The sequence below is a fragment of the Zavarzinella formosa DSM 19928 genome, assembly GCF_000255705.1.
GTDB lineage: Bacteria > Planctomycetota > Planctomycetia > Gemmatales > Gemmataceae > Zavarzinella > Zavarzinella formosa.
Map to the genome: position 1 here is coordinate 97,015 of NZ_JH636454.1, position 8,095 is coordinate 105,109.

At 58.3% G+C, this 8,095-nt stretch carries 15 protein-coding genes; 7 read left to right on the top strand and 8 right to left on the bottom strand.

All coding sequences use genetic code 11. From position 1 onward, the window contains the following. The 7 genes from BGIM_RS0145755 to BGIM_RS56225 form a co-directional block, all read left to right on the top strand. On the top strand, positions 1 to 235 hold a 235-nt coding region (locus tag BGIM_RS0145755), incomplete at its 5' end, for a hypothetical protein (RefSeq protein ID WP_084760657.1). Continuing rightward, positions 232 to 660, top strand: coding sequence for a lysozyme (locus tag BGIM_RS0145760; RefSeq protein WP_020476270.1), 429 nt, complete (start codon positions 232 to 234; stop codon positions 658 to 660). The genes BGIM_RS0145755 and BGIM_RS0145760, both read left to right, overlap by 4 nt. Next, positions 657 to 866, top strand: a complete 210-nt coding sequence (locus BGIM_RS0145765) for a hypothetical protein (RefSeq protein ID WP_020476271.1) — start codon at positions 657 to 659, stop codon at positions 864 to 866. Before BGIM_RS0145760 ends, BGIM_RS0145765 begins: the two co-directional genes overlap by 4 nt. After that, on the top strand, positions 844 to 1,182 hold the full coding sequence (locus BGIM_RS0145770) for a hypothetical protein (protein ID WP_020476272.1): 339 nt from the start codon (positions 844 to 846) through the stop codon (positions 1,180 to 1,182). Before BGIM_RS0145765 ends, BGIM_RS0145770 begins: the two co-directional genes overlap by 23 nt. A 126-nt stretch (positions 1,183 to 1,308) precedes the next feature. Continuing rightward, positions 1,309 to 1,494 carry a hypothetical protein gene (locus tag BGIM_RS0145780; RefSeq protein WP_020476274.1) on the top strand — a complete coding sequence of 62 codons (186 nt, stop codon included), beginning with the start codon at positions 1,309 to 1,311 and terminating at the stop codon, positions 1,492 to 1,494. A 201-nt stretch (positions 1,495 to 1,695) separates the two neighbouring features. Then, a complete protein-coding gene (locus tag BGIM_RS0145785; protein WP_020476275.1) occupies positions 1,696 to 2,490 on the top strand; it encodes a DUF5131 family protein in 795 nt (264 codons plus the stop codon). Between the two features lie 24 nt (positions 2,491 to 2,514). Then, positions 2,515 to 3,444 (top strand): three-Cys-motif partner protein TcmP, encoded by a 930-nt coding sequence (locus BGIM_RS56225; RefSeq protein ID WP_020476276.1) that lies wholly within the window; start codon positions 2,515 to 2,517, stop codon positions 3,442 to 3,444. Between the two features lie 67 nt (positions 3,445 to 3,511). Here the strand turns inward: BGIM_RS56225 and BGIM_RS0145795 are convergent, their stop codons facing one another. Genes BGIM_RS0145795 through BGIM_RS59570 form a run of 8 tightly spaced genes read right to left on the bottom strand, consistent with a single transcriptional unit; the run spans position 3,512 to position 7,668 of the window. Next, positions 3,512 to 3,790: a thermonuclease family protein gene (locus tag BGIM_RS0145795; RefSeq protein WP_020476277.1), complete on the bottom strand. Its 279-nt coding sequence runs from the start codon at positions 3,788 to 3,790 to the stop codon at positions 3,512 to 3,514. Continuing rightward, positions 3,787 to 4,176: a DUF4326 domain-containing protein gene (locus BGIM_RS0145800; RefSeq protein ID WP_020476278.1), complete on the bottom strand. Its 390-nt coding sequence runs from the start codon at positions 4,174 to 4,176 to the stop codon at positions 3,787 to 3,789. The genes BGIM_RS0145795 and BGIM_RS0145800 overlap by 4 nt, the downstream gene beginning before the upstream one ends. Continuing rightward, positions 4,173 to 4,526 carry a hypothetical protein gene (locus BGIM_RS0145805; protein WP_020476279.1) on the bottom strand — a complete coding sequence of 118 codons (354 nt, stop codon included), beginning with the start codon at positions 4,524 to 4,526 and terminating at the stop codon, positions 4,173 to 4,175. Before BGIM_RS0145805 ends, BGIM_RS0145800 begins: the two co-directional genes overlap by 4 nt. After that, positions 4,523 to 5,095, bottom strand: a complete 573-nt coding sequence (locus tag BGIM_RS0145810) for an HD domain-containing protein (protein WP_020476280.1) — start codon at positions 5,093 to 5,095, stop codon at positions 4,523 to 4,525. Before BGIM_RS0145810 ends, BGIM_RS0145805 begins: the two co-directional genes overlap by 4 nt. Positions 5,096 to 5,097: 2 nt before the next feature. Beyond that, positions 5,098 to 5,430 carry a DUF6166 domain-containing protein gene (locus tag BGIM_RS59565; RefSeq protein ID WP_020476281.1) on the bottom strand — a complete coding sequence of 111 codons (333 nt, stop codon included), beginning with the start codon at positions 5,428 to 5,430 and terminating at the stop codon, positions 5,098 to 5,100. Continuing rightward, the gene (locus tag BGIM_RS0145820) at positions 5,427 to 5,624 is read right to left on the bottom strand and encodes a hypothetical protein (protein ID WP_020476282.1); all 198 of its coding nucleotides are present in this window, start codon (positions 5,622 to 5,624) and stop codon (positions 5,427 to 5,429) included. Before BGIM_RS0145820 ends, BGIM_RS59565 begins: the two co-directional genes overlap by 4 nt. Beyond that, positions 5,621 to 6,742 carry a T4 RnlA family RNA ligase gene (locus BGIM_RS0145825; protein ID WP_020476283.1) on the bottom strand — a complete coding sequence of 374 codons (1,122 nt, stop codon included), beginning with the start codon at positions 6,740 to 6,742 and terminating at the stop codon, positions 5,621 to 5,623. Before BGIM_RS0145825 ends, BGIM_RS0145820 begins: the two co-directional genes overlap by 4 nt. Then, positions 6,739 to 7,668 (bottom strand): phosphatase domain-containing protein, encoded by a 930-nt coding sequence (locus BGIM_RS59570; protein ID WP_020476284.1) that lies wholly within the window; start codon positions 7,666 to 7,668, stop codon positions 6,739 to 6,741. Before BGIM_RS59570 ends, BGIM_RS0145825 begins: the two co-directional genes overlap by 4 nt. Positions 7,669 to 8,095 lie beyond the last annotated feature (427 nt).

The following is an 8,095-nucleotide window of genomic DNA, read 5'->3' on the forward strand; positions in this document are numbered from 1 at the left end:
CTACATCAACGGCCGTTCGTCCAAGGCCATCGACATCGGCAAGGAGAACCAGGTGGACATCGCCCGGCTCCGCGCCCACGTCTCCGAGAATTACACCACCAAGGACGACACCCGCACCCTGGAAAGCAAGATGCAGCACACCCTCGACCGCGTTCACTCCAAGATCGAGGCCGTGGATGCCAAGCTCGACCAGATGCCGCAGATGATCTTCAACATCATGAGGGGCGGCCAATGAGATGCAACGAGGTGGGACTAGAGATCATCAGGGACGCCGAGGGGCTGAGCCTGAAGCCGTACCTTGACGCGGCGGGAATTCCCACAATCGGACATGGCCACACCACCGGCGTCCGCATGGACATGGGCCCGATCAGCGAGGCCACCGCCGAGATGTTCCTGGAACGGGACGTGGCCATTGCCGAGCAAGGCGTCAGCCGTATTGTCCGTGTGGCATTGAATGAAAATCAGTTCTCCGCAATGACCTCGTTTGTGTTTAATGTTGGCGCCCAAAAACTCGTCGGCACCAAAACGCTCAACTGCCTCAATCGCGGCCAGTACGCCGAGTTCGCCGACCGTCTGCTCATGTGGAACAAGGCCGGGGGGAAAGAGCTTGAGGGGCTGACGAAACGCAGGGAGGCCGAGCGTCGGCTGTTCCTTTCGTGAAATACGGCCGCAATATCCGTCATCTCGCCGGTTACGCGCTTGTGGGATACATGGTGTTGCGCGAACAAATCGACTGGGCTACCATCGGCCTCTCACTCCTCGTCGTGCTGGTTTTCGACCTGCCCGGCGTGAAGTGGCTGAAGACCAAACTCTACGAACTCGCCAAGCAATGGGTCGGCAAAAATGATTCCTGCGATCCCCACTAATTACCTCCTCCTCGCCGTGGCCGTCGCCGCGTTCGGAACGGGCTGGACCGTGCAGGGGTGGAGATGGGATGCCTCCGAGAAGAAAGCCGTGCAGGCGGCACTGGAACGCCAGGCCGCCGACATCGCCAAGGCCAACGATTACTCGTCCGCTCTGGAGCTGGAGCTTGCCCGCCAGAGCAAGGAAAACCGCGATCTCCAAGGGAGGATGACCCGTGAAACCCGCAATGCTTCCTATCGCTGCCCTTTGCCTGCTTCAGGCCTGTCACTCTTCAATTCCGCCCGCACGGGCAAAGCCGCCGGCCAACCTGACCGCTGAATGCCCCGAATTGACGACGGTGGCCATCGCTGACCTGGGAGAGCTTTTGCAAGTCTGCGTGGATGACGCCGCCATGTACCGGGCGTGCGCGGCCCGTCACAAAGCCCTCTCGGAATGGGCCACGCAATGACCATCGGACCCCGCCTGAACAACTACAACCGCCGCCTGGTCCAAAGCGAGAAGATGAGGGTGCTGAAGGGATTGAATCAGTTCAATGGCAAAGCCATGCCTTCGGATGGGGGATTCGCCACTGTGCTGGCCGTGACGCTGGGGTGCGTGGTGCTGATGGGGGTGATGGAGTTAGGAAGATAACCCCCAACGCTCCGTGTCTGCTCTCGCCTCTGGTGAAGGGTAAAGAACCGCCGTCTGTCTCCGCTCACATCGCGTTGAGGCGTCATTCGACTGCATACCCCAACGCGATGTGAGCTGCGACAGCCGACGGTGAAGAAAGTAATTGGCACGGAAGGAAAAACCCGCTAAGTTGAACAAAAGTTCACAAGCAGGAGGACGGCCATGAGCGACAAGTCCAAGATCGAATGGACGGATGCGACATGGAACCCCGTCAGAGGTTGCGATAAAATCAGCCCAGGCTGCAAGTTCTGCTATGCCTCCACCTTTGCCGAGCGATTCCGGGGCGTCCCGAACCATCCGTACGGACAAGGCTTTGATCTTCGGCTTGTTCCCGAAAAACTCGGCGAACCGCTTCGCTGGACAAAATCCAAGATGGTTTTTGTCAACTCTATGAGCGACCTGTTCCACAAGGATGTTCCTGATGAATACATCGGCAAAGTCGCGAAAATCATGCAGGTCGCTAACTGGCACACCTACCAAGTCCTGACGAAGCGATCAGAGCGGCTGCGAGACCTTTTGAACTCGCAACTCAGCGACCTAGCCGCCGAACCACATGTTTGGTGGGGGGTGAGCGTGGAAAATCGGAAGCACGGCCTGCCCCGGATAGATCACCTTCGTGACACACCCGCCACCGTTCGCTTCTTGTCGGTCGAACCGTTGCTTGAAGACCTTGGCGAGATTGACCTGACCGGAATTTCATGGGTCATTGTCGGCGGGGAAAGCGGGAATGGCGCGAGACCGATGCGTGAGGATTGGGTTCGCAGCCTTCGCGATCAGTGCGAAGCCGCCGGAGTTGACTTTTTCTTCAAACAATGGGGCGGCGTGAGAAAGAGTTTGACGGGACGCATCTTGGATGGCCGCACGCACGACGCCATTCCTCCCGCCAGTCCGCATAGTATTTCCGAGACTCGTGTTCGACTCGATCAACTTCAACGATTTGAATTGAATCTGATCTGATTTCCGCGTTCAGGGAGACTCGCCTTGATCTCGTCATTGCAGCAGTTCGGGGACAAAAGCTGGACCCAGGACAAGCTTGTCCGGGTGCGGAAATACCTCGGGGCGTACACTCAAATTCTCAGAGACCGCCCCTTTCAGTTCGACTACATCGACGGCTTCGCGGGCACCGGCTACCACGAACTCAAAGCGCCTGAAGCCGACGAAGGAGCGAGTCTCTATCCGGCCGAGGACGTACCGGATGTGGCTGCCTTTCTTGACGGATCAGCTCGCATCGCGCTCGACATCTGGCCGCCGTTCCACAAATATATCTTCATTGAAAAGTCTCCCCAGAAGGCCGTCGAATTGGAAAAACTCAAGAGCGAGTTTCCATCGAAGCGTGATCGCATCTCCATCGAAACCGAGGACGCGAACACCTATCTTCAGCAGCTTTGCGGCGGCTCCTGGCAATCGCGGCGGGCGGTCTTGTTTTTGGACCCCTTTGGATTGCAGGTCACATGGGACACCCTCAAGGCGGTTGCCGACACAAAGGCAATCGACACTTGGATTCTCTTCCCGGTCAGCGCCGTGAACCGCCTCCTCAAGCGGGACGGGAACATTCCCGCGGGGTGGCGGCGCCGCTTGGACATCATGTTCGGGGAACCGGAATGGTATGACGTGTTCTTTCCCAAGATCAGTGGCGGGCTGTTCGACCCGGCTCCGGACGAGCGAGAAAAAGTGGCCGACATGGATCTCATTGGGGAATACTTCAACCGGCGCCTGGCGACGATTTTTGCCGGCGTTGCCCGGAACCCATACACCCTGCGCAACACCAGAGGCTCGCCTTTGTTTTTGCTTTGCTTTGCGGTGGGGAACCCCAATGCGACTGACGCAGCAATTAGGATCGCCCAAGACATTCTCATGCGAGACGCGGAAGAATTGCCTTCACAAACCGGCTCTTTGGATAACCTCAGGTAATTTGACCGCGTTCTGCCGCTCACTCAAACACGTCATGGCGGCTGCTCTTCTATTTTCCCGATACCGTTCAGCCAGCCCCGAGGCGAGCGATTTCATCGCTCAATGAAGGCACGCCGGACATAGAGCATTCACCCAAAAGCCGACCGTACTTCTCACGACGTTTCACAAGGCACCGCACCTCCTTGCCCCGGATGAGCAGGGCCATGTGATCCTTGGCCTCCTGGAAGCCAGGTTCCCCGCGTTCAACGGAATCAATCCTCGCCAAGCGGCCCCGTCCCCCGTCGCATTTGATCGTGTCACCATCGACGGCTATACAGGCGGCGAAGACGTAGAGGAGTGGGGTCATTCGTCTTCCCCGGCGTTGGCCAGTTCCAGCAAAACATCCGCGTGGCACGGCACGCGATTTCCGTCACCATCTTCCAACGGACACCAGCAGGCGAGGTTCTTCCCCCGTAGCTCAGCGACATGCTCCAGGGGATGGTTCCCGATTCTTTCCATGAACCCATGGTACAGCCGGTATGCTTCGCCGCAAAGAGCGTCATCGAGGTGCTTCAGGATCGACGGGTTCCAGATGCCGCGCAAGGTGTTGCGAAAGAGACGGATCGCCAGTTCGCGGCCGAACACCTCCACTTTGAAAGGGTTCCCCCATCGAGTACCCCGCGTGACGCAGACAGTATTCTGCGGCATCTTCCAGCCTTTGGTTCGCTTCCGTTGGATGCGTTGTGGGGTCATTGCTCAACCTCGGGCCACATGAAGGCGATGCCGTTGCGCTGGATGATCTTGATGAAACGCTTTCTTTGCGTTCTGCTTTCCCAATGAAGAAACGTGGTGAGATGCTTCTCATCTACCCGATACCAAGCCACACACACATCCCCCACCCGTGGCTCAATCAGGCCCAAGCTGTCGGTGTGAACGTAAAACCTAAACCGCGCGCAAAGGTCCATCCGCTGGAGCATCCAATGCTCCGGCTTGACAATCCGAACTTCGCCGTCAACGACGATTTCAAAGGTCATCCCGTGGTCGATCCCCATGCACATGGCGTGGTGAGCGTTCTTGCCCTCGAAGAAGTAACGCCCGGTCATTGGCTGACCGCCCGCGAACCAGCCAGCTCGTGATGAATCAGTTTTTCCTGAGCCATCTGAAGCGTTCGCTCTGCCCGATCCCACAACCGCGCGTCCCCGTGCCGCAGCAACGGCAACACCTTGTCCATCTCTCCCAGGTACACGCGGGCGAAGTTCGGATCGTGGATGGCGATGCTTTCCGTGTTGTCGATCGTGTCGGCCAGCTTGATCGTTGCCCCCTCGGGCGACGACCGGGCCAGATGCTCGCGGTCGAGTGCCTTCCTCTTTTCCCGGTTGCCGTCCCTCGGGTGGGAGACATCCGTCACTTCCAGCACAAGGTCCGTGACGCGATCCCCAAAGATGCCGCGCAGTTCCTCCCCGGTCAGGTTGGTGTCTTCGAGAACGTCATGCAACAGTGCCGCCGCGATCATTTCCTGATCGTTCGTGTGTTCTGCGACGATCCTCCCCACATTGGAACAATGGACGACATACGCCTCGCCCGTGTATTTTCGCGTTTGTCCGCGATGGGCGGCAATGGCAAAGCCAAGGGCGAAGACCGTCAGCGATTTGCCTGCGGTTGCCTCAAGCATGCTCACCGCTTCCTCGCCGCTGCCAGATCCGCAACGGCCAACCGCACGTCTTCTTCGGAAATTGTCCAGCGGTCGGCATCAAGACGGGCGATGACCTTGTTCTTGAAGTCGATGTGCAGTTTGTTGGCGAGGGAGTCATCTTCGAGAACGTCAGCAAGAATGGCCAGCGAGAGTTGCGATGCTCCAGATCCGCTGTAACCCCAGTTGAATCCGTCGGGACTGTGGTTGCGGAGGTCGTTACGGGGATCAAGGATGTACCCGCCGCCTTCGTGGTTCATGTCCAGCACCATCACTTCGCAGCCGTCCGGCGTCCTGTCTCCCGCATAATGCTTCATTTCACGTTTCTATCCTCCTTCGTTACCGCCCGGATCGCCAAGGCGTCCGAACGGGTGATTATTGATTTGCCCGCCAGCTTCCGGCGGATGGTGGAGCTATCCCAGCCCAACTGTCTCGCCAGTTCTGATTGCCCGCCAGTTTCGCGTTCGTCGTTCAGGGAGTCGCAGATGCGGCGAAGCTCGGCGGGGGTCATATGGCTGACTCGAATACACGGCTCATTGCGCTCGACGGAACGTAACCCGCCAAACGGTTTCCATCAGGCCGAATGCTGCGGTACACCAGATCCTTCGTGCGGCCTGACAGCAAATCACCGCCGGTCTTGCGGAAGGGAAAAATGAACCTTCTCACGTCGTCGGGAAACTCAGCCAATCGAAGACCAACCTCCTTGTCGGACAGATGGGAAACCGCCACTGCCTCGATGGAGACGGCCTCAATCAGATCATCCGCTTGCTGTCGCAGGATGGCGGTTATGAGATCGAAGTCACTCCAGAACTCTTCGGGCAACTGACGGCGAAGGACATTCAAATCGTCGCCCGCCTGCATGGCCTCCCACATGGCCAGCGGGCTCAGGCCGGACACGAGCCGGTGAATGCGGCAATATTCGTCGCCCTTGACCTTTAGCCGAAGACCGTTGGCGAACCGCAGCACGAAGCCCTCCTTGGAAGGGGGGAGCGTCTTTGCCAAGGCAAGCAGTTCTGAAATTGATTCGTAGCCATGCCTTTTGGCCACCGCCCAGCCGAGACGTTCCCCTGTCTCCCGCAGGTCGGCGTAATTCATCTCCGACCCGTCGCCATGGTATGCGGCGAGCAGGAACAACCCGCTGTCCGCATAATGGACGACGATGCGGTTTTCCGGGTAGATCGCCTCGGCGAGATAAGTGGTGTCCCTGTCCAGAACCGAAAGATCATGCCCCACGATCCACTTCATCGCCCATTTGGCTTGATCCGAACCAAGGCTGCCCTTGGTCGCGCACCGCCACTCTCCGTTGTGGTGGAACAATATGATGAGGCTGCCATCGAGTTTCTCGAACGTCTCAAAGTGTAGATCAGGAACGGAATCCAGTCGCTCGCCCACGTTGAAGAATTTGGGGAACGGCGTGGCCACGACCCGCTTGGCGACAGGGTCGAGGATGACGCCGCGCGCGAGCATGGTCACGTCGTCCCACGCCCGTTCGTAGACCGTGGATTCCGAGTAACAGTACAGTCGCAGTCCGTCCTGCCCGACATTCTCCTTCACGCGTTTGTCGGCGACCGCCTTTTGCAGACCGTCCCAAAGTTGGTCAAACGGCATCGTCCGCGCGGGATGCCTCATAACGCCCCCCGCAAGTCAACGACGCTCACATTTGGCAGGCCGTCGCCTTTAAGGATGTCTTTGATCTGGCTGTTGAACGTCTGCTGATGTTTCGCCAGCAAGTCGAAGGGCAGACTCGCTCGCCACCCGGCATCCCGCGCCTTGTCCGGCATCGGCCGGTCGATCACGACATACCGAACCGGCCCGCCGCCATTCAGCGCGGCCACTGCAAGACGATCTTTGCGTCTCAGGTTCGTTGCGTCCACGACGGTGGGGAGGCCGTTCGACACCCGTGCCTTCACGACGGCATGCAGGGCGGCGAACACTTCGTCGTTCCTTGTCTGGTCCCGGAAGTCACCGCACAGGTCGGCTCGAATTTGGTCGCTGCTCACGACATGGGAAGGATGTATGTCTTTGCCCTTTGCGCCGTCGCCCGCGAGCCAGGTTGATTTTCCGGCGCCAGATGGCCCGACCATGATGGTCAACAAGCCTTTCTCATGGGGCGGGGATTCTTCCCAGTCGCGGCATTGCAGGCAGGTCAGTCCTCGCTCCCGCCACATGGCCACGACGCTCGGGCGGTCATCCACAACGAATGCGATTTCATTCCCCTCGGCCAGAAGAGCGTCGAGGATTTCCGACTTGATGATGAAGTCCTGACGGTAATCGCCGTCCTTTCGCATATGAAGTTCGTCGTGCGGCACATCATGCTTGCCAAGCCATTCCACGGTCTCCCCGCGCACGACGTCCGAACGCCCGGAGACGAGGATCAGTTTGTATCCCTGCCGTGCAAGGACGCGGGCCAGTTCGCAGACGGGTTCGATGACCGGATCGTTGCCGACCTCGGCGAAGAAGGCGTCGTAGTTCTTGTGATTGCCCGTGATGTGATGTAGCCGATGAGTTACGTCTGAGAGAGTGCCGTCGATGTCAAAGATTACTGCTTTTGCCATACCGAATCCTGTCGCTCACCGGGCTTCATTGCCCGAAAGTGCGGCCGACGTTAGTGCAAGTTGCACAAAGGCTCAAGCGGAAAGTGAGGAGGCAGGCGGAGAAATGAAAAGACTGACGGGGATGTCCTGTTACCGTCGCCCACTCGGTTCCAAAACGCAAAACTCCACCGGTCAGGCAAGACTGTAACCGGCATTCAGCCACCGTGCAAACAGATTACCTCGCTCAAAATTTAATAATAATTGTGCGAATATTTGTTTTTCAAACCTTCCGATAGACACATCGGGCTATCAATATCCATGCAGGGTCGCGGAACCAAAGTCCGTTGCTGGTCCCAAAAACCGGCGTCTCCTGTCAGGCCGGGGGCGATGCGAGTCCGCCGCCCGGCCGCTTTTTCAGACCGCTTTGCTCAATCTGGTCCTTTTGGCG

Bases quoted from the DNA above. Each gene is read 5' to 3' on its own strand.
- BGIM_RS0145760 (WP_020476270.1), top strand. From the start codon at position 232: ATGAGATGCAACGAGGTGGGACTAGAGATCATCAGGGACGCCGAGGGG.
- BGIM_RS0145770 (WP_020476272.1), top strand. From the start codon at position 844: ATGATTCCTGCGATCCCCACTAATTACCTCCTCCTCGCCGTGGCCGTC.
- BGIM_RS0145780 (WP_020476274.1), top strand. From the start codon at position 1,309: ATGACCATCGGACCCCGCCTGAACAACTACAACCGCCGCCTGGTCCAA.
- BGIM_RS0145785 (WP_020476275.1), top strand. From the start codon at position 1,696: ATGAGCGACAAGTCCAAGATCGAATGGACGGATGCGACATGGAACCCC.
- BGIM_RS0145795 (WP_020476277.1), bottom strand. From the start codon at position 3,790: ATGACCCCACTCCTCTACGTCTTCGCCGCCTGTATAGCCGTCGATGGT.
- BGIM_RS0145800 (WP_020476278.1), bottom strand. From the start codon at position 4,176: ATGACCCCACAACGCATCCAACGGAAGCGAACCAAAGGCTGGAAGATG.
- BGIM_RS0145805 (WP_020476279.1), bottom strand. From the start codon at position 4,526: ATGACCGGGCGTTACTTCTTCGAGGGCAAGAACGCTCACCACGCCATG.
- BGIM_RS0145810 (WP_020476280.1), bottom strand. From the start codon at position 5,095: ATGCTTGAGGCAACCGCAGGCAAATCGCTGACGGTCTTCGCCCTTGGC.
- BGIM_RS59565 (WP_020476281.1), bottom strand. From the start codon at position 5,430: ATGAAGCATTATGCGGGAGACAGGACGCCGGACGGCTGCGAAGTGATG.
- BGIM_RS0145820 (WP_020476282.1), bottom strand. From the start codon at position 5,624: ATGACCCCCGCCGAGCTTCGCCGCATCTGCGACTCCCTGAACGACGAA.
- BGIM_RS0145825 (WP_020476283.1), bottom strand. From the start codon at position 6,742: ATGAGGCATCCCGCGCGGACGATGCCGTTTGACCAACTTTGGGACGGT.
- BGIM_RS59570 (WP_020476284.1), bottom strand. From the start codon at position 7,668: ATGGCAAAAGCAGTAATCTTTGACATCGACGGCACTCTCTCAGACGTA.